This is a genomic window from Mycobacterium sp. (assembly GCF_002863225.1).
Classification (GTDB): Bacteria; Actinomycetota; Actinomycetes; order Mycobacteriales; family Mycobacteriaceae; genus Mycobacterium.
On record NZ_PKEK01000071.1, the window covers coordinates 27,932 to 51,534 of the forward strand.

Genomic DNA, 23,603 nt, shown 5'->3' on the forward strand with positions numbered 1-23,603 from the left:
GTCAGCGGCAGCAGTTCGGGTCCAGCACAGCGCACAGCGCCGTCAACGACTCGCGACGGGGCCGGTGATAGACGTTCATGCCACGACGCTCCGACTCGACTATTCCGGCGCGGCGAAGCTGCGAAAGGTGGTGGCTCACCGTTGATTCGCTCAGGCCGACGCACGCTGCGAGGTCGCTGCTGCATACTTCGCCTGCCTCGGCGCTGAACAACAGCGATACGAGCCGTACCCGAACCGGGTCGGCGAGAGCCTTGAGGCGTAACGCGATGTCGAGTGCCGCTTCGTCATCGAGCGGCCCGGCCGCAACGGGTGAGCAGCACACTGGAGACGACATATCGATGAGGGGTAGCGCCTTGGGCATGCCGGCCATCTTGCCATAGTGTCTTGACATATATCGAAAAGGTCGGCAGCATCGACGCCACCAAGTAGTTCGACATACATCGAAGGGGTAGGAGACCATCATGTCGCGGACCCAACTCGCCCTCAATGTCGATGACCTCGACAAGGCGATCACGTTTTACTCCACATTCCTCAACACTGTGCCCGCCAAGGTGAAGCCCGGCTATGCGAACTTCGTCGTGGCCGACCCGCCGCTGAAGCTGGTTCTCATCGAAAACCCAGGCCACGGCGGCACTCTCAACCACCTCGGTGTCGAAGTCGAATCCAGTGCCGCTGTCCACGCCGAGATAGCCCGTCTCACTGGCGGGGGCCTGTTCACGGATGAGGAACTCGGGGCCACGTGCTGCTTTGCGACTCAGGACAAGGTGTGGGTGACCGGACCCGGCGGCGAACGCTGGGAGGTATACACGGTCCTGGCTGATTCGGAGTCCTTCGGTCGTGCCGTCGATTCCGACGAACCTGGTTGCCGATGCTGCGGATGTTCCGGTGACGCCGACTGCTGCGCCGAAGCCGGCGTCAGCGCGTGACACCGGTGGAACCGTCGAGTGTGATCGAGCGGCTCTCGCTGCTCGACCGGTTCCTGCCGGTCTGGATCGGCGTTGCGATGGCATCCGGGCTGCTGTTGGGTCGGTGGACACCAGGATTGGGCTCGATCCTCAATCATGTTCAGATAAGCGGTATTTCGTTACCGATCGCGTTGGGTCTGCTGGTGATGATGTACCCGGTTCTGGCCAAGGTGCGTTACGACCGCCTGGAGGCCGTGACTGCCGATCGCAAGCTGCTGCTGAGTTCGCTGCTGTTGAATTGGGTGCTGGGGCCCGCGTTGATGTTCACCTTGGCCTGGCTGTTGTTGCCGGACCAACCCGCGTACCGCACCGGGCTGATCATCGTCGGCCTGGCCCGGTGCATTGCGATGGTGATCATCTGGAACGATCTCGCCGGTGGCGATCGCGAGGCCGCCGCGGTGCTGGTCGCGTTGAACTCGGTGTTCCAGGTCGTCATGTTCGGCGCGCTCGGCTGGTTTTATCTATCGGTGCTACCCGGCTGGCTCGGGTTGGCGCAGAGCAACTTCGACGCATCGCCATGGCGTATCGCCCGCTCAGTGCTGATCTTCCTGGGCGTTCCGCTTGTTGCAGGCTACCTTTCGCGGCGCATCGGAGAAAAAGTGCGCGACCGCAGCTGGTACGAGTCTGCATTCCTACCCAGGATCGGGCCGTGGGCGTTATACGGGCTGCTCTTCACGATCGTCATACTGTTCGCACTCCAGGGCCGCCAGATCACCAGCAGCCCAATCGATGTCGCTCGGATAGCGCTACCTCTTCTGGCGTATTTCGCCGTGATGTGGTGCGGTGGTCTCGCGCTGGGCGCGAAGCTCGGCCTTGGCTACCAGCGCGCTACCACGTTGGCGTTCACGGCCGCCGGCAACAACTTCGAGCTGGCCATCGCCGTCGCCATCGCCACCTTCGGCGCCACTTCGGGCCAGGCGCTCGCCGGTGTCGTCGGCCCACTCATCGAAGTACCGGCCCTGGTCGCGCTGGTCTACGTCTCGCTGGCCCTGCGCTCGCGGTTCAGGTAGGGCTATCTCTCGGCGGTTCCACCCGTGGCCTCGAAGACAACACGACGACCGATTTCGACGGCGTGGTCGGCGAAGCGCTCGTAGAACCGACCTAGCAGGGTGATGTCGACAGCCGCCGAGACGCCGTGCCTCCACTCCGTATCCATCAGGACGTTGAACAGTTGCTCGTGGAGCCGGTCCATTGCGTCGTCCTCGCGGCTGATTTCTGCGGCCTGCTTCGAATCACGAGAAATCACAACATCTTTCGCGCTGTTGCCCAACTCGACCGCGATCCGGCCCATCTCGGCGAAATGGCTGCGGACCTCGTCGGGAAGGACGGGGTTGGGGTGGCGCCGCCGCGCAATCTTCGCAACGTGCAGTGCCAGCCCGCCCATCCGCTCTGCGTCGGCGACGTTCTGCAGCGAGCCGACGACCAGCCGCAGGTCGCCGGCGACGGGCGACTGCAGCGCCAGCAGGGTGAAAGCCGATTCCTCCGCTTTGGTCTGCAGCTCGACGAGGCGGCCGTGGTCGCCGATCACCTGCTCAGCCACCGTGAGGTCGGCCTCCAGCAGGGCGTGGGTGGCGCGGTCCATCGCGACACCGGCGAGACCGCACATGGTGCTGAGCGTGTCCGTCAGCGACTCGAGTTGCTCCTGAAAGGCCGTCCGCATCGCCTCACCCTTACCGGGATGCGGCCAGCGCGTCCCGCGTCGATGAACTCATCATGAACTCTATCTTTCCGGATGAAAACACGCGTTGCCTTGGGCTTTTCGCGGGACCAGAGTCGAGGGCGGGACGATGGCTCCACCGAGCCGCCCGGTTTCCCGGAGCCGTAATCGGCCCGGTTACCGATACCCGGAGGGTGCGCAATGCTACAAATTCATCACAGAAAACTCATAGCTTTTGCCTACTGACTTCAAGTGCACAAACCTTTGCGCCGGATGAACCATAATTAGCCCGTGGAGCGACGACGCAAGAGCCAGGCGGGGCTATCGCCAATGGACACTCTCGGACAGCTGCCCGCCCTCGTCGTGCTGGAGCGCATTCCCATTCCGGTGCTGGCGATCTCCAACGACGGCGCGCTGGTTTTCGCCAATTCGGCATTCTCGGAGATGGTCGGCCGGACCCGCGACGACGTCGTCGCGATGAAATTCGATGAGATCTTCTATCTGCCGCTCACCGCGGATTCACCGGTCGCGTTGGTGCAGTCGCTGGCCAATGAGGTGGTCGAACTCGCGCACCAGGACGGCTCGAGTGTGCGCGCGCTGATGAGCAGGTCGGCACTGATCCGCGCCGACGACGACATCGCGCTTGCCACGTTCCAGGACTTGACCGAGCGACTCTGGGTCGACGAGCTGTAGTCCGCCTCAGGCGGGCGGCGAGACTGCTTTGATCGCAAGGGCGGTGCGACGCTTGAGGAACTGCCCGAAGTATCCGATCTTGTCCGGCTGCACAATTCCCCGCAGCACGGTTGACAGGGCCTTTTCGTAGTCGCCGAGCAGCACTACCGGGTCGTCGAGGTGGCTGGCCTGTCGCATCCCCATATAGATCGAGACCAGCAGCCGCCCGATGTCCTCGGGATCACCGCGGTCGATGATGTCGCCCTCGCGAACCCCGCGGCCCGCGATCTCGCCGAGCAGTTCGATCCACCCGCCCAGCAGGCGTTCCTGCAGCTTCTCTGTCCGGCCGACCGACTCGAGCAGGTTGAACGCCGCGCGGGTGACATTGTCGGTGATGTCCGCCATCGCGATCAGGAAGGTGACGTCGATCAGGGTCTCCAGGCCGGACAACTTCCGGGTCAGCAACTCCTGGACCGCCGCGCCGGACTTCACGGTCTGCTCATCGACGATGGCCAGGGCCAACGCGTGCTTCGAGCGAAAGTGGAAATACATCGCGCCCTTTGTCAGCTGCGCCTCAGCCAAAATGTCATCCAGGCCGACCGCATAATAGGGTCGCTGGGCGAATTGGTGCGCCGCGGCTCGCAGAATCTGCTCGCGCGTCGTATCGGATCGCTTATCGGTTACATCGCTCATATTCGTCAGATCGTGTTTTTCAGATCGTTGTCGAGGATAGCGCCTGGCTGTCAGCCAGGAATGGCATTGGCATCCACCGAGATGAGAGTAGCGATTCCATCGCGTTACCGGGGAGAGGACGCGATAATAAATATCCTTGAGCTTGGTGGCACCCGTGCCGCATCAAGGTTAATGCAGCAGCCGGCGTCTCCACGCCCTCAGCGACTAATTGCAGGTCAAAGGCCTCGGCGAGGCCGATGATGGCGCGCACAATGGCCAAATCGCGGCTGCTGGTACCCAGATCGCGGACAAAAGAAGTGTCGATCTTGAGAATGTCGACCGGCAGCGATTTCAGGTGTGACAGCACGGCGTAACCGGTGCCGAAGTCGTCGATGGCGATCTGGACTCCGACTTCCTTCAGCGCCTCGAGCGTCTTGCGGGTGCTGTCGATGTCGCGGACGACGGCGCGCTCGGTGATCTCCAGGCACACCGAGCCACCGTCGATGCCGAATTCGTCGATGGCCTGGGCTACGTCATTGACGAAGCCCCGGTTGGCCAGCTGAGCGGGCGATACGTTGAGGCGCAGCGTGGTGTTCTGCCCTACGCCGCGAGAGCGCCAGCGGCTCAACTCCGCGAGCGCGGTCCGCATCACCCAGCGGCCCAGGTCATTGCCCAGATTGGCGGATTCGGCCACACCGATGAACGCCTCCGGAAGTAGCAACCCCCACGTCGGGTGTCGCCACCGAACCAGCGCTTCGACCGCGACGATGGCGCCCGTCCACAGGTCCACCTCGGGGAGGTAATGCAGCAGCAACGTGTCGTTTTCGATCTCGCCGCGCAGGTGGAGCTCGATGTCGTTGCGAAAGAGGCGCTGCATCGACATGTCGTCGCTGGACACCATCACGTTGTTGCCGCCGGCCCGCTTGGCGGTCAGGACGGCCTCGTCGGCGCGGTGCAGCAGATCGCTGGTGTTGTCGCGACCAGGCGTGCCGACCGCCACGCCGACACTGACCGTGCGGGTGATCATGTGGCCGCCGAGCGACATTCGATCGCGCAGCGCCGCACACAGATCTTCACCGGTCTTCTCCGCTGTCTCGATCGACATCGCCTGGTCCGGCACGATGACGAACTCGTCGCCACCGAGGCGGGCGGTCATGCTCTTCGGGCCGGCTTTCATCCGGAGCTGCTCGGCGAATGTCCGGATGTACCAGTCGCCGGCGGTATGGCCGAGGTAGTCGTTGATCGACTTCAGCCGGTCCAGGTCGAGATAGAGCACCGGCACGGGACCCGGCTGCCCCGCGGCCAGTCGCTTGGACAGGTGAGCCATCAGGGCGCGGCGGTTGTGCAGTCCGGTCAGATCGTCGTGCTCGGCCAGGTTGCGGAGCTTCTCTTCGGCGGTGATGCGGGCCTGGAGTTGAGCCAGCAGGGACGCGACCGTCTGGATGGCGTTGAGCTCGTCGGTGCGCCACTTCTTCTTCTTGAATTTCCCGCAGATCAGCTGACCGGTGGTGAGGCCGCCGGTGACGAGTGGCGCCGCGACCGCCGATGGTGCGGTGAATCTGCGTGGGTCTCCACCCCATCGCTCGCGGGCGGCGGCGATCCAGCGGGCTGACGTGGGATCGGACGGTTCCGGTCGAACCACGGTCAGATTTTTGCCGTGCTCACACAACGACAGCACCGGGTCGGCGGTGGTGAAGTGGGCCACCGCCGTGGGGTCGGGAATCGAACGGTCGAGCGGGGGCGGCCACACCGCAACGAGTTTGGACACCCGGATCTTGTGGTCGTTGTGGCGCAGGAACGCGCAATCCAGGTCGAGGTGCTCGACCAGTTCGGCAAGCACCTGTTCGTTGACCTCGGCAACCGTCGACGCCGTCGTCTCCATCAGCCGGGTGGCGACGCGGGTGACCAGATTGCGCGGCAACGTCTCCTCCGATGCGAAAAGCGAACTCGGGGTGCCGGCTTAGTTATCCGCGATAAGTTATTGGACGTCTTGGCGATTCGGTTTCGAAGTCGGAGCGCGGCAGGTCGCTTGACTATATACGCCCACCGTGGGTGCCGCCGGGCTAGGAGCTTAGTCAAGCTTATTGATGATTAAGTAAATGGCTTGATTTAACTCAAGTGCCGGTGTTCACTGATTCGGTGACCGCGGCCAGAGTCCTGCGCAACGACCGATCGACGGGCACCCGGGAAGTGATCCTGTCGGCCGCCGAGCGGCTGTTCGCCGAGCGCGGTATGCACGCGGTGTCCAATCGGCAGATCAGCGAGGCGGCGGGGCAGGGCAACAACGCTGCGGCCTGTTACCACTTCGGCACCCGAACCGACCTGTTGCGCGCGATCGAAAGCAAGCACCGCGTCCCGATCGAGGAACTACGCGCGCAGATGCTCGCCGACGTCGCGGCGTCGACCGAACTGCGGGATTGGGTGGGCACACTGGTGCGTCCGCTCACCGACCACCTGACCGCTCTGGGCAACCCGAGCTGGTATGCGCGGTTCGCCGCGCAGGCGATGGCCGATCCCACCTACCGACAGGTCGTGACCAAGGACGCCCTCGGCTCGACGATGCTGGTGCAGGCCATCGACGGGATCAACCGCTGCCTGCCCGATCTGCCCAAGCGGGTTCGCTTCGAGCGGATGGTGATGGCCCGAAACCTGTTGATGCACACCTGCGCCGAACACGAAGGTGAGCTCGCCGAACACGGGCCCCGGTCGCGATCGAGCTGGCCCGTCGCGGCCGAGGGTCTGATCGACGCGATCGTCGGACTGTGGCGGGCACCGGTCCACCGAGCGCAGGCCGCGCCGCAGCACTGACACCTCGAGACAAAGGAGCACCATGTCTGTGGCCACCCACATTCCGGACTACCCGATGGTTCGGTCAGCGGGCTGCCCGTTGGCGCCGGCGCCAATCGCCTTGGAGCTCAACGCAGTCAAGCCGCTGAGTCGGGTGCGGATCTGGGACGGGAGCACGCCCTGGCTGATCACCGGATACGACGCGATCCGCTCGTTGTTCACCGACTCCCGGGCCAGCGTCGACGACCGCAAGCCGGGCTACCCGCATTGGAACGAGGGCATGCAGGCCACCGTGGACAAGCGGCCACGATCGGTGTTCACCGCAGATGCCGAGGAGCACACCAGGTTTCGGCGCATGCTGTCCAAACCGTTTACGTTCAAGCGGGTCGAGGGCCTGCGGCCGGCCGTGCAGCAGATCACCGACGACCACATCGACGCGATTCTGGCCGGGCCGCAACCGGCTGATCTGGTCGAGACCCTGGCGCTGCCGGTTCCGTCGCTGGTGATCAGTCAGCTTCTGGGTGTGCCCTATGCGGACGCGGAGTTCTTCCAGGAGCAGGCCGGCCGGGGGATGGGCCGCTACGCCAGTGCCGAGGAATCCGCCGAGGGCGCGACTCAGCTGGCCCGCTACATCGCCAAACTGGTCCGCTCCCGGATGGAGAGTCCGACCGAAGATCTGGTCGGCGACCTCGCCGAGCGGGTCAACGCCGACGAGCTCAGCGTCCGGGAAGCGGCCCAGCTGGCCACCGGTGTGCTGATCGCCGGACACGAGACCACCGCAAACATGATCAGCCTGGCCATCGTCGCGCTACTGGAACACCCTGATCAGCTGAAGCTGTTGCGCGACAGCGACGATCCGAAAGTCATCGCGGGGGCCGTCGAGGAATTGATGCGTTACCTCAGCATCATCCAGACCGGTCAGCGCCGGATCGCCACCGAGGACATCGAGATCGGTGACGAGGTGATCCGGGCCGGCGAGGGCATCATCCTCGACGTGCCACCGGCGAACTGGGACGAGCGGCGCTATGCCAACCCGGACCAGTTGGATTTGCGGCGCGAGGACAACGCGCACGTCGGCTTCGGCTACGGCCGGCACCAGTGCGTCGGGCAGCAGCTGGCCAGGATGGAGCTCCAGATCGTGCTGCACACGCTGCTGCGCCGCATCCCGAACCTGACGTTGGCCGCCCCGGTCGAGGATTTGCCGTTCAAGCACGACGCATTGGCCTACGGTTTGTACGAGCTGCCCGTCAGATGGTGAGTGCCGGTGACCTCGCACTGGCCGTGCCGGGTCTGTCGGCCCGCGCGGGCTCTGCGAAACATCAGGCGCCGGAGTCGATTTCGCGACAGCGCCGGAGTTGGTGCACAGCCGCGGGGACCTCGGCCAGGTGTGGCGGCTCTGTGGAGAACTGACCGGCATGGGCTCACCGACCTGGCCTGCTCGGTCCCCCCTGAGAGAAATCTCGACTGCCGATATCGAGGCTGCTGACGAGTTAACCTGCAAAATATCTGACGGTTCCGAATCGGATTGGTGCGCTGGACAATGACCCAAGCCAACACGCTCTATCCACCCGGGGGCTTCGGCGCTCCGAAGAACCGGCACGGCCAGGCACAGCGAAATCTCGGCCTCCCCGCCGGCACCGAGGTGTTCTCCGCCGACACCCACATCTCGCTGGCCGCCGACATCTTCTACGAGCGCCTGCCCGACGATCTGAAAGACGCGGCGCCGCGCATCTGGTACGAAGACGGCGCTTACCAGATCGGTCATCAGGGTCAGTCGTTTCTGCCCGAGGTGTTCAGCGCGGTGCTGATGCAATACGACGACCTCGCCGGCGCTGCCACCAACGACATCGACGCGCGTATCCGCGAATTGCGCGAGGACGGCGTCGACCGCGAGCTTGCCTTCCCCAACGCGTTGCTGGCGATGTTCGGCTTTCCCGACAAACCGATGCGCGAGCGGGTTTTCCGGATCTACAACGAATACATCGCCGACCTTCAGGAACGCTCCGGCGGACACTTCCTGGGTGTCGGGCTGATCAACTGGTGGGACGCCGACGGGGCTCGACGCACTCTGGCCGAGCTGAAATCGCTTGGGCTGAAGACATTCCTGCTGCCGCTGAACCCGGGCAGCGGTGACGACGGCGTGATGATGGACTACGCGTGCGGTGCCATGCGCCCGGTCTGGGAGGCCATCGAGGACTCGGGCCTGCCGATCACGCATCACATCGGCGAGACGCCGCCGAAGGCGCCGTGCGAAGTCAACAACGTCGCGGTGGCGATCATGGTCAACATCGACGGATTCCGGGAGATGTTCTCCAAGTACATCTTCGGCGGTATCCTCGACCGCCACCCGAGCCTGCGGATCGGCTGGTTCGAAGGCGGCATCGCCTGGATCCCGCCGGCCCTGCAGGACGCCGAGCATGTGCTCGCGTCGTATCAGCACATGCTCGATCATCGGCTGGCGCACGACATCCGCTACTACTGGGACACCCACATGAGTGCGTCGTTCATTGTCGACCCGCTCGGGCTGAAGCAGATCGGTGAGATCGGCGTGGACAAGGTGATGTGGTCAAGCGACTACCCGCACAACGAAAGTAGTTACGGCTACTCGGAAAAGTCGCTGGCCGCCGTCGTCGATGCCGTCGGCCCGGACGACGCCGCCAAGATCGTCAGCGGCAACATCAAGAGATTCCTGGGTATCTGATGACAGCGTCGGTTCAGAGCTTCGTCATTCCCGACGAACCCGACTTCGCCCGGATGCACCGCGACATCAGCGGTCGGCTGCGCGACGCGATGGCAGACCACGGGGTCGACGCGCTGATCCTGCTGATGAACGACAACGTCGTGTACTCCACCGGCGCCAGTTGGCCGGTGCTCGACGCCGGGTTGTCACACGTCGAGCGGCCGGTGGCGATCGTGCTCGCCGACGATCCGCATCCGCACCTGTTCCTTCCGTTTCGGGGTGGCGCCGCATCGGAAAGTCAAGTGCCGCAGAGTCATCTGCATGACGCGCTCTACCTGGAACTCGACGAAGGCGTCGACCAATTCGCCCGGGTGCTTGCCGGCCTGATACCGCCGGGCGCCAGCGTCGCAGTCGACGAGATGACCGGGGCGATGCGCCGGGCCGCCGACCGGATCTTCCCCGGCGGCCCGCCCTCAGAGGCCGCCGTCGTGATCGGGGCATCGAACCTGGTCAAGACGCCCGACCAGGTCGCGTGCCTGCGCGCAGCCATGCGCATCACCGAGACCGCGATGGTCGACGTCCAGCAGCAACTCGCACCCGGTGTAAGACAGACCGACCTGTCGGCCAAGCTGGTGCGCCGGGTCTTCGAGCTCGGCGCGACCGCCAACATGCTCGAGGCGATCTGGCAGGTGATGCCGCGCTCCCGCGCCGAAGGCGTGTGGACCACGCACGGCGACCTCGCGCTGCCGCTGCTGACCAACGAACGCGAGCTGGCCAAGGGCGACGTGCTGTGGACCGACATCAGCATCAGCTATGCGGGTTACTGTTCCGACTTCGGCCGCACCTGGATCGTCGGCGACCAGCCGTCGGCCCACCAACAGGCTCAGTACGAACAGTGGCGACACATTCTCGACGTGGTGCTCGACGTCACCAAAGCCGGTGCCACATCAGGGGATCTGGCCCGCGCCGCGATCGCGGCCAATGGTGGCGTCAAGCCGTGGCTCCCGCACTTCTACCTCGGACACGGCATCGGCCTCTACCCCGCCGAGGCGCCGATGATCGGCACCGACCTCGGTGAGGAGTTCGACGACAACTTCGTGTTTCCGGTCGGGATGACGCTGGTGCTGGAGCCGGTGGTGTGGGAAGACGGCACCGGTGGCTACCGCAGTGAGGAGATCGTGGTCATCAACGAAGAGGGCGCCACCCGGATCACCGACTACCCCTACACGCCGTACGGGCCGCGCTGATGGCCGTCGACGTCGTGCCCGACGCCCTCGATCTTCGGGTCGGTCGCCGGCAACGCGCGCTGGAGCAGATGGAAGCCCACGACATCGACGTGCTGGTGCTGGGCCGACAGGCCAACGTCCGTTACGTCAGCGGGGCGCCGCAGTTGTGGATCGGTGGCACAAGGCCTTTCGGACCTGTCTGTGTGATGCTGCGCGGCAGTGGCGAGATTTTCCTGATGAGCACCGACGACGAGGGGGTCCCCGAGGAGATCGGCCGCGACCGGCTCTACGGTCTGGCCTGGAATCCGATGACATTCATCGATGTGCTGAAGAACATCGATGGGTCGTCGACGGCGAAGCGAGTCGGAACAGACGCCCTCACACCGACTTTCGCCACGCTGCTACCGATCGCGTTCCCGAGCGCCGAATTCGTCGACGGCGAACTGCCGATGCTGGCCGCGCGACGGACCAAGACCGCCGACGAGATCGAGGCGATGTCCGCTGCGATGCGGATCGCCGAAGCCGGGGTCGCCGCCGCGGTCGCGGAACTGCGGCCCGGCCTGACCGAGCAGACTCTGGCGGGCGCGGTGCTGGAGGCGATGGCCGCCGGCGGGGTGAGCACCCCCGCAACCCAGGACGCCGCGTGGGTGACCTCGCGCGAACACCCGTGGCGCCGCGCATCCGGCGACGGGCAAGTGCGCTCCGGTGACCTGATCGTGTTCAGTGCCGGGGCGCTGGCCGACGGGTATGTCGCCGAGGTGGCCCGGACCTGGCCGGTGGGGGAGGTCACAGAACCGACGCGGGAGCTCTACCAACGTTCGAACGACCTGTGGGAGAAGCTGATTGCCGCGTGCCGGCCCGGATCGCGGGCAGCAGACCTGCTGGCCGCTTACGAGGCGGCCGGAGAACCGGCACCCCCGATGGCGGTCGCGCACGGGCTGGGCCTCGGCTTCGACCCGCCGGTGATCTCCCGGCGGTTGCCGGCCACCGCCGACGCCGAGCGCCTGGATCCCGGGATGGTGCTCTCGCTCACCGGTTACGTCTGGCAGGAAGGAATCGGTGGCGTGCTGCGCCGCGACAGCGTGGTGATCACCGACGACGGCCCGCAGGTGTTGACGGCCAGCCCGTCATGGCAGTAGCGCACCGAATCGCTGTGTCTCCCAGAGATTCAGCGCGTTGGTCAGCATCTGCAGGGGTGCTCGCACGCTCTCGTCATCCCTGATGCCGGGGTCTTTGCGGGTCATCGTCGCGGCGGCATCGCCGAAACGTCTCTGGATCAGTGCGGGAATGTCGAGTAGCCAGGCCACCGTCATGATCCTCTTCCAGGAAGCGCGGCGCATCGTCGCGCAGACGTGAAAGAAATTGGGGGGAGCGAATATTGGGCGGCAACAGCGCGGGGCTTGCGGCGGCGAACTCGGCGAGCTGGTCCAGCCGACGGTTCAGCTTCTCCGCGCTGACCGGGACCCGTTCGCCCACCTGCGCGGCCTGCATGTCGACCGGAAACCGATCGCCGACCGGTATGCGTCCCGATAGGTGACCGCCGACCAGCCGGCCCAGCGTCGCGATCAGCACCCGGTAGTGCTCTAGCGGATCGGGCATCTGGTAGTCGAGGCATTTGTGATATTGGCGTTCTATTCCATTGAATCCAAACGGGATTCGCTCCGAGATCAGCAGACCGGTGCCGCTTTCGCGGTGGTAGTCGGCGAACTGGGTGGCCGGCACCGTGACCGGGAATCCGGGATCGCCCGTCAGCGCGGCGAACGCCACCTCGGATTCCATCTGTGTTCTGCCACGGTCGCGGATCGGGTCGTCGAAGTCGCGGGAGAACTTCACGAACAAGTCGGTCGGCGCGGTGCCGGGCTGCTCGTACTCGACTCGCAGCAAGGCTTTACGGCCGGTGCTCCCGCCGGCAACTTCTTCGAAATGGGCGATCCGGGTGACGGTGTCAGCGGTTCCGTAGCGGCGAAAGGCCTGGGTGAGAAAGTTTGTGCCACCTGATCGCAACGCCGCGGGGTCGGCGGGCATCGAAAGGCCGAGGTGGTCTCCGGTGACCCAGCGATCGCCCGACATCACCAGGTCTGTTCGGCGGCGCGCACCAGCATGTGGTTGACCGCGACCCGGCGATTGCGGGTGACGACGTAGAGCACCGCGTCGGCGATGTCCTCGGAAGCCAGCTTGACCATGTCGGCGGTCTGGCGGTCGAATGCGGCGCGCGTCTCGGCGGGCAGGTGGTCGCTGATCTCGGTGTCAACCGTGCCCGGGCCCACCACCCCGACCCGGACCCGCTTGCCGATCAGTTCCTGACGGATGCCCTCGCTGAAAGCGTTGACGCCGAACTTGGTCAGCGAGTAGACGGCGGTGTTGGGCCGGGCCACCCAGCCGGCCGTCGAGCTGATCGTGACCACGTCGGCGACACCGCGGGGTGAATCTGCGGCCGCGTCGATCAGATGGGGGATCGCGGCCCGGGTGACGTACAGGACGCCCTGAATGTTGACCCGGACCAGGTCGTCCCAATCCTGCAGGCGGGCTTCGGAAGCCGGTGCCATTCGCATCAGCCCCGCGTTGTTGACCACCGTGTCGAGCCGGCCCAGCTCCCCGACCGTGCGCTGGACCGCCGCGGCGACCTGGTCGGCGTCGGTGACGTCGGCGGCCACCGCCAGCGCTGTGCCACCCGCCGACTCGATGTCGTGCCTCAGTTGCTCCAGTCGGTCGGCACGGCGGGCCAGCAACGCCACGGCCGCGCCCTGCGATGCCAGGGCGCGCGCGGTCGCGGCGCCGATGCCGCTGCTGGCGCCGGTGACCAGCGCGGTGGTGCCGGCCAGGATCGTGGTGTTCGCGGTCATCTGCCCCCCGTCAGGATCTCGTTGAGAACATAGTCGTCGTGCTCGCCGAGAGTGGGTGCGCCCCGTGCGATCTCGGCCTCAGCGGCCGACATCCGCCATGGCGCCGCCAGTATCGGTCGCTGGCCCTCGCGGTGATCGCTGACGAAGCGATAGAGCCCGCGGTCCCACAGCCGTTGGTCACTGATGATGTCCGCTGTGGTGGCACTCTTGCTGGCCGGCACCCCGGCCGCCCGCAGTTGTTCGCCCAGCCGGACGGCGTCGTGCCGGCGGGTGAAGTGGGCCAGGTCGGAGTCGAGGGCGTCGGTGTGATCGAGCCGGCATCTCGCTGTGGTGTACCGCTTGTCGTCGACCAGCGCGGTTGCGCCCAGCACGTCACACAGCTGACGCCACTGCGCGTCGTCGGCGGTGGCGATGCTGATCCAGTCACCCCCGGTGCAGGGGTAGCAACCGTGCGGCGCCATGTCGGCGTGCCGGTTGCCGTCGGGCGCAAGCTCGTCGCCGGTCAGCTCCCGGGCGAGCAGGCAATCGCCGATCATCGACGTCAGCGTCTCGACCGCCGAGACATCCACGAATTGCCCCTCGCCGGTCAGCTCGCGATGCAGCAGCGCTGCGACCGCGGACAACGCGGCCGCCGCGCCCACGGTGGAGTCGCCGTATCGCATGCTGGTGCCCAGCGGCGGCCCGCCGGGGTATCCGACCAGGGATGCGACCCCGGCCAGTGCGGCGAAGGACGGCGCGTAGCCGGTTTGATAACCAAGCGGTCCGTCGTTGCCCCACATCTTGATGGACACCGAAATGATGTCCTGCTTGACGTCTTTCAGCTGTTGGTAGCCCAGGCCCATCCGCTCCATCGCGCCGGGCCGGAGATTGTTGACCACGATGTCGCTACGCGCGATCAGCGCGCGGAGCCGGTCCAGATCGGCCGCCGACTTCAGGTCGAGCTCGACGCTGAGCACCTCGGGATTGATGCTGAGAAAGAATGGGGCGTGGTCGATGTCCGTGCCGCCGTAAGCGCGCATCTCGTCGGGGTGGCCGGAGCTCTCCACCTTGATCACCTCGGCGCCCAGCAACGCCAGCAGCTTGCCCGCGTAGGGGCCCGCCCACACCTTGGTGAGTTCGACGACGCGGACCCCTTCCAGTGGTCCGCCGCGGGGGATCTTCGGTGGCTTGAGTTGTGCCTGAACTACTTTGAGCGCCGGACGTGTCGTCGCGACGTCGTCGAGCACTGCAGTGGTGTGCTCGCCGAGGATGGGCGCCGCGCCGGTGATCCGGGCCGGTGACGCACTCAGCAGGTAGGGGACACCGGGGTAGGTCGCGGTGCCCAGCACCGGATGGGTGACGTCGCAGAAGAACCCACGGTGCCGGTACTGCGGCGAGTCCTCGAGGTCCGCGGCACTGACGACGGGCACCAACGGAACACCAAGCCGCTGAGCATCTTCGGACACCGCGTCCTTGTTCAGGCCGCGTACCCAGTCGGCGAATCCGTGCCGGAACCGCGCGACCTTCTGCCGGGTGACCGAGAATTCGAGCCAGTCGTCCTCGAATTGGTCGAGCCAGTCCGGCTGTCCCATCAGCTTTTTGACCGCGGCCCAGTGGCTACGGCTGGTCATGTACAGGTAGACGAAGCCGTCCGCGCAGGCGGAGAAGCACGCGGGACCCTGCTGGTCGTAATCGTCGCGGCTGTTCTCCGCAGAGATCTCGCCGGTGATGTAGCGGCCCAGGACGCAGTCCGCGCGTGACGTCAACACCGCGTGCGCCGATACGTCGATGGTCTCACCGGCACCGGTGTGCAGACGTCGGAACAACGACGACGCAACGCACAGCGCCGCGTCCAGGCCGGCCTCGTAGTCGGCGAGGAAGCGGCCGGGACCCTTCAACGGGGGTTTGGCCGGGTCGGCGTGGCTCGGGGTGTGGAAACCCCAGCCGCTGCTGTGAAAGACGTTGAGGCTCTGCGCATTCTGGAGCTCGGGCGGTGCGTCGACCCCGTACGGGGTGACCGAGCAGAACACCACCCCCGGGTGCCGGCCCGGATCGACCCGGGGCGGCACATGGTCGTCGATGACGGCGTCAGACGACGCTACGAGGGTGTCTACCCGGTCGCGATCGAGAATCACCGATCGCTTGCCGGTGTTGAGGTAGGCGAACACCGCGCTGCGCTCCGGGCCGCCGTCGCCGATGATCGGGCCCATCGCCCGGGTGGGGCTGCCACCCGGGCGTTCGACCTTGATCACGTCGGCGCCGAAGTCCGCGAGCAACTTTCCGCAGTATTCGCCGGCAACCGATTCGGCCAATTCGACGATCCGCATCCCCGTCAGTGCCGACATGCGCGACCTCGAGACGTCAGGGCTTGGCGCGCCCTGAGCGGCTCAGCCGCCACTCGGGCGGGAAGTTCAGGTCGTTGTCCTTGACGACGTTGTTGAGGCCCTTTTCGAAAGTGCCACCGGTGAGGTCGACCTCTTCGGCGTCGTTCTTGATCAGCGGCAGCATGCCCTCGACCATGCCGGTGAGCAGGCTGCCGAAGTACTCGCCCTTGTGCTGCTTGTACAACTCCAGGAACGTCTTCTGCACGGCGACGGTGTCGGTAGGCCGGGACCGCGAGCAGGCCAGCGCATACTTCTCGGTCTCGGCTTCCAGCTTGTCGCGCGGCACCACGCTGTTGATGAAGCCGCAGTCGTACATCTCCTTTGCGCTGAACGGCCTTCCGGTGAAGAGCATTTCGGAGAACTTGCGCAGGCCCATCGTCTCGGCCCACCACCACAGCCGCGGTCCCCAGCCCACGTACCGGAACGCCGGGTGCCCGAACAGGGCGTCGTCGGAGGAGATCACCAGGTCGGCGTCCCCGGCCTGGTAGAAGTGCCAGCCGTAGCAGTAACCCTTGGCCTCGATGATGCTGATCTTCCGAAGTTCTTGCAGCGGGCGGTTTCCGGCCCTGGCCTTCGCGTAGAAATCGGTCACCGTGGACAGATAGCGGTAGGAGCCACCGGGCGGGTACTTGACGTCGTCGTCGTTGATCGCGAGTTCGTGGTGCAACGGCAGACCGGGATTTTCGAGCATCGGTCGCTGCTCGGGCAGATCACCACCGCTGCCGAAATCGTCGCCCTCGCCGCGTATCACGACGACCTTGACATCGTCGTCGACGTTGCACTTGTGGATCAGGTCGGCGTAATTCTGCCGCATGCCCAGGCTGGTGGCGTTCTGCGCCTCCGGCCGGTCGAAGGTGATGTAGGCGATGCGGTTCTTATTGTCCTTTTCGAACTTGATGAACTGCTCGGCTTCCTTCTTCAGCTTTTCGTAGTCGTACTCAACCATGGGCCGTCTCCAATGTGTGTCGTTGATTATTTGAACTGGCCGCCAGCGTGGGCGGGAAGCGAAACGCCTGTGATGTAACACCAGGGGTGGAGATGCTCGAGATGTCGCGACCGCTCATGAGGTCGAGGCCGGCATGGTCTCCCATCCCCGCACCGTCGACGTCGGGCTGAGTTTGGCTCTGGTCAGGTCGACCTCCCATTCCGGGAAGCGCCGGAGGATCTCCTCCAACGCGATGCGCCCCTCCAGCCGGGCCAGCGCCGACCCCAGGCAGAAATGGGTCCCGACGCCGAAGGTCAGGTGCTGTCGGGTTTGCCGGTGGATATCGAATTCTTCACTGTTCGAACCGAATTGGCGGGGGTCGCGGTTGGCGGCGCCGATCAGCATCATCATCACCGCGCCCTCGGGGACGGTCTGGCCGTAGTAAGTGATGTCGCGCGTCACATAGCGGGCCGCATGCGGCGCCGGAGGCTCGAAGCGCAGTAACTCCTCGATCGCCTGCGGGATCAAGGTGGGGTCGTCGGCGAGTTGCCGGCGCTGGTCTGGATGTTCGGCGAGAACCTTTCCGGCCCAACCGATCAGCCGGGTGGTGGTCTCGTTGCCGGCGCCGGCGACGACGTTGAGATAGATCAGCAACTCGTCGCGGGACAGCCGGCGGGTGGTGCCGGTCTCGTCGACGAACTCGACGTTGAGCAGCTCGGTCATGATGTCATCGGAGGGATGTTCCGCGCGCCAGTCGATGTAGGCGGCGAAGATCTCCCCGGTGACCAGACCGTGGTCGGCGTTCATCGGCTTGCCGGCCTCGGTGCGCATCTGCGCGTTGGTGTGGTCGCGGATGAATTCCTGGTCGTCCTCGGGAATGCCGAGCAGCATGCTGATCACCTTCATCGGCATCTGAGCGCCCAGGTCGGCGACGAAGTCGAGGTGTCCCGTCCCGATCAGCGGGTCCAGCGACTGGGCGCAGAAGTCGCGGATCTGCTGTTCGAGCGCCGCGATCTTGCGCGGGGTGAACATCCGGGAGAGCAGCTTGCGGTGGATGTCGTGGACCGGCGGGTCTTCCATGATGAGCAGCCCCGGCGGGATGTCGAGGTTGGCCTTGATCAGCTCGACGATGATGCCGCGCGCCGAGCTGAAAGTCGCGTGATTCACCAGCGCCTTGTCGACGTCGTCGAATCGGCTCAGCGCGTAGAAGTCGTGCTCGGTGTTGTAGTACAGCGGCGCCCGTTCACGCAGTCGCGCGAAGGTGGGATAGGGGTCCGCGTTGACGACGACGTCGTAGGGGTCGTAATTGACGTCTTGAACATTCGCGTCGGTGCTGATCGTCACGAAATCTTGCCTTTCGCCTCAACTTCGGTGATCCGGATGGGCCGCACACCGAGTCGATGCCGCCAGTGTGTCAGCGTCTCGGGCGGTTTGGGCGATTTGTACTTTTCGCTTAACCGGACCGGGCGCGCGCTTACCCGCCACCGGCAACTCTATTGCCGTAGAGAAGTAAACGGGCCGGATTCGGCGGCTAATGTGCCCGCGGTTGCAGGGCGGCGCCGTCGTGGGTGAGTTGACCTTGGCGCTCGCTGCCCAACACTCCGGCCACGATCGCCGACAGCACGCCGTCGAGTTGCTCCGGAGTGTCGATGATCCGGTCGCCATGGACAAACCGCAGCATCAGACCGTTGATGAAAGTCAGCGTGACATTGCTGAGGTCGTCGACCACGTCGGGGGCCAGCTCGGCGCCGTGCGGCAGCAGCTGGACCAGGATGTCGTGGTGCAGCTTGGTGAAAGCGTCGACGGCACGCTGCAGGGTGGCACCGATTGCCGGATCGCGGGTGGCGTGGATCGTCAGCTCATAACGCGCCCGGGTACGGCTGAGCTGGGGTTCTTCGCCGCTCTGGATGACCACCTTGGCCAGTGTGGACGCCGACGACCCGTCTTCGAGGGCGGCGCCGTCGGCGACCGTCTGCAACGTCGCCAGGTCGAGTTCGACCATCCGCTCGGCGACGGCGTGCAGCAACGCCGACCGGGTGCGGAAATAGAACGACGTCGTGCCGTCGGGCACACCGGCACGGCCGTCGACTTTCAGATGGCTCAGCCCCTTGGAGCCGTCGTCGGCGAGCAGCTGTATCGCCGCATCGCACAGTTCGCGCCGGCGTTGATCGGGGTTGGGCTTGCGTCGTCTAGGTATCCCGGCAGTGTAGCGGCGATTCACCCGCGGCTTTGACGTCCCGGACGAGCCAGGTTTTGGCCGGGATCGGCGCTACTCTATATTCGTAGTGTTAGCGTCGAATTGATTTACCCGTCGAACGGACAACACGTGGCCGCTCCCGCCAGCACGCTCGATCAACTGCACCGCCCGCTATCCCGGTCGCAGGCGTCGCCGCGCGAGGCGCCCAAAGTGACTGGAACGTATCGATTTCAGGTGATGGCCGCCGGCATCGCCGACGCGGTGATGTCGATCGGTGGACTGATCTTCGACCGCGCGATGGCGGGCTGGGACGTCAGCGTCGTGGTCGACGGTGAGCCTGATCGCGGGGTGGACCACCGCCCGATCAAGATTCTGGGCGCGCGGGTGGTCACCCGGTCGCCGGACGCAGACGACGACCGTCCGAACCTGCTCGCTGTCGCGACCGACCTCATGGTCCGCAGCGATGCGGTGCGCCGTCGTGTGCTCGAGGTCGGCAAAGGTGGCGAGACCGCCGTGCTGCTCTGGGGCCGGCATCACCCGACGACCTTCGGCCGCACCTTCGTCGCCGCCCGGCATCAGCCGAGTGCGGCCGCCCAGGTCTTCAAATCCCAGGCCCTGATGGCCGGCGGGATGCAGGCGTCCCAGCGCGCCGACGAGGGCTTTTATTCGATGGCGTGAGCGTCAGGCCGGCTTGCCGGCCGAGACGAACTGCAGGTTGCGCTGGATCTGCTGATCGATGTCGGTCAGGCCGGCGTCGGAGAACAAGTCGACGAAGACGTCACGGTCAAACAGGCGCAGCCCGATCACTTTTGCGCTTGCCTGCGTCGCCTGCCGGACGCCTGGCAGCTGAGTGGCGTAGCTGGTCAAGATCGCCACCCGACCGCCGGGCCGCAGCACGCGGACCATTTCGCGGGCGACCTTGAAAGGCTCAGGCATCAGATACAGCGCGCCGAAACAGCAAACGGCGTCGAAGGTTTCGTCGTCGAACGGCAGCGATCCCGCGTCACCGCGCACATAGCAGGTACGCGGTCCACTGTTGTCCTGCACGGCGCGGCTGAGCATCGGCACCGAAATGTCGAGTCCGACCGCCAGCCCGTCCGGCGGCAGCTGTTCAACCAGCTTGCTGGTGAAATTGCCTGGGCCACAGGCGATGTCGAGTAAGCGAGAGGCGCCTGACAGGCCGAGAGTCTCGGCCGCGCGACGTTGTTCGGAGCCGGTGGTGACGCCGCTGGCGACATAAAATGCCACCGGCCGCCACAGCCGTTCGTACACTCCCGCCACCAGCGGGCTGTTCATCGCGGCCTGGGCCAGCGTCGGGGTTTCACTGGCCACCGACTCGCCGAGCACGTCGAGAAAGCCGTGCCGCAGGCTCGCCTCACGGTTGAGCAAGGCACGGGTGGTCTGCAGCGGATCATCGGTGCGGGTCATGACAGTGAGTCTGCCGGGGCGCGTGTTCTTGCTGCAACACGCGCACAACCCATAGCCTGGCAACATCTTCAACGGCGACGGGGGCGGCATGGTGAGCGAGTTGACCACGCTGCGCGCCGATGAACTCGCGGCGCTGGACATCTTCAAGGGGCGCGCCGCCGAGGACCTCATGCCGCTGGCGGCCAGCCTGCAACCGCTGCAGGCCGCGGCGGGACAGGTCCTGATGCGCCAGGGCGAGAGGGCGGTGTCGTTCCTGCTCATCGCGTCGGGCGCGGCCGAGATCCAGCACGTCGCGGAGGACCACGTGGTGACCGTCGAGCACGTCGCGGCCGGCACGATCGTCGGCGAGATCGCGCTGCTGCGCAACATCCCGCGGACCGCGACGGTGACCACCACCAACGTGCTGACCGGCTGGGTCGGCGACAGCGACGCTTTCGCGCGGCTGGTGCACATTCCCGGGATCATGACCCGGCTGGTGCGCACGGTTCGCCAGCGGCTCGCGGCGTTTCTCACGCCGATCCCGGTCCGCACCCGCGACGGCACCGAGCTGCTGCTGCGTCCGGTGCTGCCCGGAGACAGCGCCCGCACCCTGCAGGGGCATGTCCGGTTCTCCGCCGACACCTTGTACCGGCGGTTCATGTCGGCGCGGGTGCCGAGTCCGGCGCTGATGGATTATCTGGCTGAGGTCGACTACGTCGACCACTTCGTCTGGGTGATGACCGACCGGGACGGCAATCCGATCGCCGATGCGCGATTCGTGCGCGACAACCACGATCCCGACGTCGCCGAGATCGCGTTCACGGTCGCCGACGCTTACCAGGGTCGGGGGATCGGGTCGTTTCTGATCGACGCCCTCGCCGTTGCCGCGCGGGTGGCCGGGGTGGAGAAGTTCTCGGGGCGAATGCTTGCCGACAACGTGGCGATGCGCACACTGATGGATCACTATGGCGCGTTCTGGCAGCGCGATGACGTCGGGGTGGTCACCACCGTCGTCGACGTTCCTGATTCCGCGCACCTGTCACTGGATCGCGACATGATCACCAGCATCAAACATGTTGCCCGTCAGGTCATTCGGGCCGTCAGCTGACATGCGGCGGTTTGCCGGAGCGGCGATACTGCTACTGCTCGCCGGGTGTGCCCAACCGGCGGAGCTCCCAGCGGCGCCGTCGGCCGGCGCATCGGCGCGCCACGTCGACCCGGGCAACATCAGACGGGTGCGGCGCGACCTGCCGCCGGGCTACGAAGTGGCTCCGATAGCGGATCTGGCTTCACCGCAACGTATTTGGGGGCTAGCGGGTGCCGGCGCGGCCAGCCCGGAGCGCTGCGCGCAGCTGGCCGACCCGGCCGGTGGTCATGGCCAGCGGGCCCAGGGCATTTCCGGGTCGGGTGCCGGTGGCACGGTGTATGCGGTGGTCGTCCTCGCTGCATCCGGCACGGTGGCACTGGATCACGCCGTGGTGGACCAGTGCCGGCAGTGGAGCATGACCGATGGCCGCGCCCGCGCTCGTATCAGCATCGTCGACGCGCCCCACATCGACTCCGCCGAGACGCTGGGAATGGCGGCGAGAATAGCGACCTCCGTCGAGGGCGGCAATGAAATCGCCTCGCAGGCAAGCACCTTCACCGCGTACCTCGGTGACTACTATGCCTTCACCACGCTGATCAGCGATCCCGGCTCGCCGCATCCGGCGTTGACGCCGCAATTCGCGGCGGACCTGCTGGTGAAAACGGTATCAGCCGTACGCGGGTGACGGCGGTGCGTTAGATTGGCCTCAATGATGCGGATTGCTGTTGCCCTTGGGACGGTCTGCGTGTTGGCAGCGTGCTCCCATGGTTCCTCGGAGGCGCCACCGTCGGCGGATATCTCGAAGATCACGCAGGTCAAGTCCGACTTCGGGCCTGGCTACAAAGTCAAGGAAACCGCCAAAACCGCAATCGATCCCAAGGTGCTGGCGACGCACAAGCTGCCACCGGGGCTGACTTTCGATCCGCCCGACTGCGCGGAGTTCGTCATCGGTGACGACATGCCGGCGGGACTGCAGGGAAACATGGCCGCGGTGGCCGCCGAGGGTGAGGGCGGGCGCTTCATCGCGATGGCCGTCCAGACGTCGGCGTCGGTGCCGTTCAAAGAACCCCCGCGAAACTGCGCCAAGGTGGCGTTCCAGGGCGGTCGGGTGCGGGGGCTGATCGAGGTGGTCGAGACGCCGCACATCGACGGCACCCAGACGCTCGGCGTGCACCGGCTGTTGCAAACCGTGGTGCAGGGCAAGCCGCGCAGCGGCGAGTTGTACAACTACACCGCGCATTTCGGCGACTACCAGGTGATCGTCACTGCCAACCCGATGCCCATTCCGGGTCAGCCGCCGAAGCCGGTCGACACCAAACAGGCTCGCGATCTGCTGGTTAAGTCGGTGGCCGCGATCAAGAACTGATCGCTAGCGGACGTCTCTCGGCCGGAATTGGATACTGACCCGCGGCCCGGTGCTGGCCGACGTTTTCGGCACCGAGTGCTCCCAGGTGCGCTGGCAGGAGCCACCCATCACCAACAGGTCGCCGTGTGCCTGTGGCAGTCGCAGTGATGCACCGCCGCCCCGGGGCCGCAACGCGAGGGTGCGGGTGGCGCCGAGACTGACGATCGCCACCATGGTGTCCTGCGTGCTGCTGCGTCCGATGGTGTCGCCGTGCCACGCCACACTGTCGGATCCGTCGCGGTACCAGCACAGGCCGACGGTGGTGAACGGTTCACCGAGTTCGCCGGCGTAGATGTCGTTGAGCCGTCGACGGATTCGGGCCAGTAGCGGATGCGGCGCTTCGTCGACGGAGAGGTCGTGGAAGCTCACCAGGCGAGGCACATCCAGCACCCGGTCGTACATTTGTCGGCGCTCGGCGCGCCAGGGGATGGTTTCCAGGAGCTCGCCCAACGTCTCGTCGGCCCCGGTCAACCACCCGGAGCGAACGTCGATCCAGGCACCGTGATCCAGCGACCGGCGTTCGTTGCACTCGAACAACGACTGCTGTACCTCCATCGCCACGCGGGCGATTCTATCGCACGCTTGTTCGATTTTCACGTGTGGCGACGAAGGCCGAGGCGTCCGGAGAAGGTCACCGACACGCCCCGGGCCGGACACCGAACGATCACGATCCGGTCGCCGACCTGCCGCTGCCGGACCCGACCTGTCACTGTCGTA

Annotated in this window: 22 protein-coding genes and 2 pseudogenes; 12 read left to right on the plus strand and 12 right to left on the minus strand. The window is 65.7% G+C overall.

Features of this window, described 5'->3' with window-relative positions:
- Position 1: 1 nt before the first annotated feature.
- Complete coding sequence (locus CYU59_RS22110; protein ID WP_293002819.1) at positions 2 to 361, minus strand: Rv2640c family ArsR-like transcriptional regulator; 360 nt, start codon at positions 359 to 361, stop codon at positions 2 to 4.
- Positions 362 to 461: 100 nt separating this feature from the next.
- Between CYU59_RS22110 and CYU59_RS22115 the strand changes: the two genes are divergently transcribed.
- Positions 462 to 926 carry an ArsI/CadI family heavy metal resistance metalloenzyme gene (locus CYU59_RS22115; protein ID WP_293002726.1) on the plus strand — a complete coding sequence of 155 codons (465 nt, stop codon included), beginning with the start codon at positions 462 to 464 and terminating at the stop codon, positions 924 to 926.
- A pseudogene (gene arsB / locus CYU59_RS22120) lies at positions 923 to 1,966 on the plus strand (ACR3 family arsenite efflux transporter); the annotation flags it as partial. The gene CYU59_RS22115 and the pseudogene arsB, both read left to right, overlap by 4 nt.
- 11 nt (positions 1,967 to 1,977) lie before the next feature.
- Here arsB and phoU read toward each other — a convergent pair.
- Positions 1,978 to 2,625, minus strand: coding sequence for a phosphate signaling complex protein PhoU (gene phoU / locus CYU59_RS22125; RefSeq protein WP_293002728.1), 648 nt, complete (start codon positions 2,623 to 2,625; stop codon positions 1,978 to 1,980).
- Positions 2,626 to 2,952: 327 nt separating this feature from the next.
- Between phoU and CYU59_RS22130 the strand changes: the two genes are divergently transcribed.
- Positions 2,953 to 3,315, plus strand: a complete 363-nt coding sequence (locus CYU59_RS22130) for a PAS domain-containing protein (RefSeq protein WP_293002730.1) — start codon at positions 2,953 to 2,955, stop codon at positions 3,313 to 3,315.
- 6 nt (positions 3,316 to 3,321) lie between these two features.
- Here CYU59_RS22130 and CYU59_RS22135 read toward each other — a convergent pair whose 3' ends face one another.
- A complete protein-coding gene (locus tag CYU59_RS22135; RefSeq protein WP_293002732.1) occupies positions 3,322 to 3,987 on the minus strand; it encodes a TetR/AcrR family transcriptional regulator in 666 nt (221 codons plus the stop codon).
- A 19-nt stretch (positions 3,988 to 4,006) separates the two neighbouring features.
- Entirely contained in the window at positions 4,007 to 5,887 is a 1,881-nt protein-coding gene (locus CYU59_RS22140) for a GGDEF and EAL domain-containing protein (protein ID WP_293002734.1), read from the minus strand.
- Positions 5,888 to 6,090: 203 nt separating this feature from the next.
- Here CYU59_RS22140 and CYU59_RS22145 point away from each other — a divergent pair, with 203 nt between their 5' ends.
- From CYU59_RS22145 to CYU59_RS22165, 5 genes are all read left to right on the plus strand, one after another.
- Complete coding sequence (locus tag CYU59_RS22145; RefSeq protein WP_293002736.1) at positions 6,091 to 6,774, plus strand: TetR family transcriptional regulator; 684 nt, start codon at positions 6,091 to 6,093, stop codon at positions 6,772 to 6,774.
- A 22-nt stretch (positions 6,775 to 6,796) separates the two neighbouring features.
- Positions 6,797 to 8,011: a cytochrome P450 gene (locus CYU59_RS22150; protein ID WP_293002738.1), complete on the plus strand. Its 1,215-nt coding sequence runs from the start codon at positions 6,797 to 6,799 to the stop codon at positions 8,009 to 8,011.
- Between the two features lie 282 nt (positions 8,012 to 8,293).
- Positions 8,294 to 9,454, plus strand: a complete 1,161-nt coding sequence (locus tag CYU59_RS22155; RefSeq protein WP_293002740.1) for an amidohydrolase family protein — start codon at positions 8,294 to 8,296, stop codon at positions 9,452 to 9,454.
- Positions 9,454 to 10,680, plus strand: coding sequence for a M24 family metallopeptidase (locus CYU59_RS22160; RefSeq protein WP_293002742.1), 1,227 nt, complete (start codon positions 9,454 to 9,456; stop codon positions 10,678 to 10,680). The genes CYU59_RS22155 and CYU59_RS22160 overlap by 1 nt, the downstream gene beginning before the upstream one ends.
- A complete protein-coding gene (locus CYU59_RS22165) occupies positions 10,680 to 11,798 on the plus strand; it encodes a Xaa-Pro peptidase family protein (protein ID WP_293002745.1) in 1,119 nt (372 codons plus the stop codon). The genes CYU59_RS22160 and CYU59_RS22165 overlap by 1 nt, the downstream gene beginning before the upstream one ends.
- Here the strand turns inward: CYU59_RS22165 and CYU59_RS22170 are convergent.
- The 6 genes and pseudogenes from CYU59_RS22170 to CYU59_RS22195 all read right to left on the minus strand — a co-directional run bounded on the left by CYU59_RS22170 (position 11,787) and on the right by CYU59_RS22195 (position 18,987).
- Positions 11,787 to 12,729 (minus strand): annotated as a pseudogene (locus CYU59_RS22170) (hypothetical protein). The gene CYU59_RS22165 and the pseudogene CYU59_RS22170 sit on opposite strands and share 12 nt — an antisense overlap.
- On the minus strand, positions 12,729 to 13,502 hold the full coding sequence (locus CYU59_RS22175) for an SDR family NAD(P)-dependent oxidoreductase (RefSeq protein WP_293002747.1): 774 nt from the start codon (positions 13,500 to 13,502) through the stop codon (positions 12,729 to 12,731). Before CYU59_RS22175 ends, CYU59_RS22170 begins: the two are co-directional and overlap by 1 nt.
- The gene (locus CYU59_RS22180; RefSeq protein WP_293002750.1) at positions 13,499 to 15,826 is read right to left on the minus strand and encodes a CoA transferase; all 2,328 of its coding nucleotides are present in this window, start codon (positions 15,824 to 15,826) and stop codon (positions 13,499 to 13,501) included. The genes CYU59_RS22175 and CYU59_RS22180 overlap by 4 nt, the downstream gene beginning before the upstream one ends.
- 16 nt (positions 15,827 to 15,842) lie before the next feature.
- The gene (locus tag CYU59_RS22185; RefSeq protein WP_293002752.1) at positions 15,843 to 16,811 is read right to left on the minus strand and encodes an enoyl-CoA hydratase/isomerase family protein; all 969 of its coding nucleotides are present in this window, start codon (positions 16,809 to 16,811) and stop codon (positions 15,843 to 15,845) included.
- 114 nt (positions 16,812 to 16,925) lie between these two features.
- Positions 16,926 to 18,134, minus strand: coding sequence for a cytochrome P450 (locus tag CYU59_RS22190; protein ID WP_293002754.1), 1,209 nt, complete (start codon positions 18,132 to 18,134; stop codon positions 16,926 to 16,928).
- Positions 18,135 to 18,321: 187 nt separating this feature from the next.
- Entirely contained in the window at positions 18,322 to 18,987 is a 666-nt protein-coding gene (locus CYU59_RS22195) for a TetR/AcrR family transcriptional regulator (RefSeq protein ID WP_293002821.1), read from the minus strand.
- A 210-nt stretch (positions 18,988 to 19,197) separates the two neighbouring features.
- On the opposite strand from CYU59_RS22195, the gene CYU59_RS22200 reads away from it, so the two are divergent.
- The gene (locus CYU59_RS22200; RefSeq protein WP_293002756.1) at positions 19,198 to 19,665 is read left to right on the plus strand and encodes a hypothetical protein; all 468 of its coding nucleotides are present in this window, start codon (positions 19,198 to 19,200) and stop codon (positions 19,663 to 19,665) included.
- 3 nt (positions 19,666 to 19,668) lie between these two features.
- Here CYU59_RS22200 and CYU59_RS22205 read toward each other — a convergent pair whose 3' ends face one another.
- Positions 19,669 to 20,415, minus strand: coding sequence for a methyltransferase domain-containing protein (locus CYU59_RS22205; protein ID WP_293002758.1), 747 nt, complete (start codon positions 20,413 to 20,415; stop codon positions 19,669 to 19,671).
- A gap of 91 nt (positions 20,416 to 20,506) precedes the next feature.
- On the opposite strand from CYU59_RS22205, the gene CYU59_RS22210 reads away from it, so the two are divergent.
- From CYU59_RS22210 to CYU59_RS22220, 3 genes are read left to right on the plus strand one after another with little or no spacing between them, the layout of a single operon-like run.
- Positions 20,507 to 21,502 (plus strand): GNAT family N-acetyltransferase, encoded by a 996-nt coding sequence (locus CYU59_RS22210; RefSeq protein WP_293002823.1) that lies wholly within the window; start codon positions 20,507 to 20,509, stop codon positions 21,500 to 21,502.
- A gap of 1 nt (position 21,503) precedes the next feature.
- Positions 21,504 to 22,166: a DUF5642 family protein gene (locus CYU59_RS22215; protein WP_293002760.1), complete on the plus strand. Its 663-nt coding sequence runs from the start codon at positions 21,504 to 21,506 to the stop codon at positions 22,164 to 22,166.
- Positions 22,167 to 22,190: 24 nt separating this feature from the next.
- Positions 22,191 to 22,847 carry a DUF5642 family protein gene (locus tag CYU59_RS22220; protein ID WP_293002762.1) on the plus strand — a complete coding sequence of 219 codons (657 nt, stop codon included), beginning with the start codon at positions 22,191 to 22,193 and terminating at the stop codon, positions 22,845 to 22,847.
- 3 nt (positions 22,848 to 22,850) lie between these two features.
- Here the strand turns inward: CYU59_RS22220 and CYU59_RS22225 are convergent, their stop codons facing one another.
- The gene (locus CYU59_RS22225; protein WP_293002765.1) at positions 22,851 to 23,447 is read right to left on the minus strand and encodes an alpha-ketoglutarate-dependent dioxygenase AlkB; all 597 of its coding nucleotides are present in this window, start codon (positions 23,445 to 23,447) and stop codon (positions 22,851 to 22,853) included.
- Positions 23,448 to 23,603 lie beyond the last annotated feature (156 nt).

Bases quoted from the DNA above. Each gene is read 5' to 3' on its own strand.
- CYU59_RS22110 (WP_293002819.1), bottom strand. From the start codon at position 361: ATGCCCAAGGCGCTACCCCTCATCGATATGTCGTCTCCAGTGTGCTGC.
- CYU59_RS22115 (WP_293002726.1), top strand. From the start codon at position 462: ATGTCGCGGACCCAACTCGCCCTCAATGTCGATGACCTCGACAAGGCG.
- phoU (WP_293002728.1), bottom strand. From the start codon at position 2,625: ATGCGGACGGCCTTTCAGGAGCAACTCGAGTCGCTGACGGACACGCTC.
- CYU59_RS22130 (WP_293002730.1), top strand. From the start codon at position 2,953: ATGGACACTCTCGGACAGCTGCCCGCCCTCGTCGTGCTGGAGCGCATT.
- CYU59_RS22135 (WP_293002732.1), bottom strand. From the start codon at position 3,987: ATGAGCGATGTAACCGATAAGCGATCCGATACGACGCGCGAGCAGATT.
- CYU59_RS22150 (WP_293002738.1), top strand. From the start codon at position 6,797: ATGTCTGTGGCCACCCACATTCCGGACTACCCGATGGTTCGGTCAGCG.
- CYU59_RS22155 (WP_293002740.1), top strand. From the start codon at position 8,294: ATGACCCAAGCCAACACGCTCTATCCACCCGGGGGCTTCGGCGCTCCG.
- CYU59_RS22160 (WP_293002742.1), top strand. From the start codon at position 9,454: ATGACAGCGTCGGTTCAGAGCTTCGTCATTCCCGACGAACCCGACTTC.
- CYU59_RS22165 (WP_293002745.1), top strand. From the start codon at position 10,680: ATGGCCGTCGACGTCGTGCCCGACGCCCTCGATCTTCGGGTCGGTCGC.
- CYU59_RS22175 (WP_293002747.1), bottom strand. From the start codon at position 13,502: ATGACCGCGAACACCACGATCCTGGCCGGCACCACCGCGCTGGTCACC.
- CYU59_RS22180 (WP_293002750.1), bottom strand. From the start codon at position 15,826: ATGTCGGCACTGACGGGGATGCGGATCGTCGAATTGGCCGAATCGGTT.
- CYU59_RS22185 (WP_293002752.1), bottom strand. From the start codon at position 16,811: ATGGTTGAGTACGACTACGAAAAGCTGAAGAAGGAAGCCGAGCAGTTC.
- CYU59_RS22205 (WP_293002758.1), bottom strand. From the start codon at position 20,415: ATGACCCGCACCGATGATCCGCTGCAGACCACCCGTGCCTTGCTCAAC.
- CYU59_RS22215 (WP_293002760.1), top strand. From the start codon at position 21,504: ATGCGGCGGTTTGCCGGAGCGGCGATACTGCTACTGCTCGCCGGGTGT.
- CYU59_RS22220 (WP_293002762.1), top strand. From the start codon at position 22,191: ATGATGCGGATTGCTGTTGCCCTTGGGACGGTCTGCGTGTTGGCAGCG.